This window comes from Oleiphilus sp. HI0086, assembly GCF_001635225.1.
In genome coordinates this window covers 1-1,050 of record NZ_LWFZ01001501.1, presented here as the reverse complement: position 1 = coordinate 1,050, position 1,050 = coordinate 1, and the positions used below count along the sequence as shown (strand labels likewise).

General features: G+C 48.6%; 1 protein-coding gene. It reads right to left on the bottom strand.

Annotation, left to right across the window (positions count from 1 at the left end):
* A partial coding sequence (locus tag A3756_RS28420) for a hypothetical protein (RefSeq protein WP_197481539.1) occupies positions 1-1,050 on the bottom strand: 1,050 nt, incomplete at both ends.

The following is a 1,050-nucleotide window of genomic DNA, read 5'->3' as shown; positions in this document are numbered from 1 at the left end:
TTCAAACGCATTGAGATCTTCATTGTCTTTGGCGCCGTCACCAAAGCTAATATCAGGAGTAAGGGTTGCGTATAGCCACTCGGTAAAGGTGTTTGACTCACCACTTGGGTCTCGATAGCCAAGTCGGATTGTGGCACCTTAATGCCCGTCTCGGGATAAGTATTCGCCCAGAGCTTGAGTAAGGTATTCACCTCTTTACTCATTGAATCAAACAAGCCTGGCTGATCTGCGTAACGTAGAGCGAGTGACAATAGTGCACGTCGACACTCATTGCCTTCGACTCCACAAGCATCTAGCCATACGCGCTGGCTAGCTACATGAAAATTTCCAACATCAGTGAGTTCATCAAAACGCTCAGGCGTAGCCAGCGGTTGTTCAATGTCTACCCCCCAATAAGGCTCGTTACCTCTGGCCGCCTGTATACGTTTAGCAACACTTAACTGTCCATTGGTTTCTTGCCAAGGGCGCTGCGAGAAAATAGGCCCGCCCCCTTGGTGGCAGGTCAGGCAGATCGCTCGACGAGTATAGACAATTCTTGGCACACACCCTTCACAATAATTTTGCACCAGCTGAAACTCAAACCGCCCTGCGCCTTCATTGTAGCTAAGCACCTCTATTTCATTTGCCCCTTCGACTAGCGCAACAAAAAGCTGGCCTTGGGTATTCATACCCAAACCCGCTGGGGTGTTTTCTTCCTGAAAGTCTGGCGCAATCAGTATTCGAGGTAAATGATGATCAGCTTGGCCTTTTAGCAGTGAACGGCCATCAGGAATCAGCAATGACAGCGGCGCTTCACCTTCAGGGTGCTGGCTCTGCAAGAGCTTGATCATTTCAGTAAAAGGGTAAGGCAAGCCATCATTCTGCGCGATTATATGGTCGAACAAAGAACGGGTTCCCTCAGGAGGGAGGTCTGTATCAGGTATCAGCTGACTATGCAGAGACGACTCTTCTACACCATCAAGAGATTGAGTGAGTTCAGAAATAGACGGATTATCAGCGTGATTGATAGACCAATATGTAATGCCAATAGCGAGCATACACAACAGGACT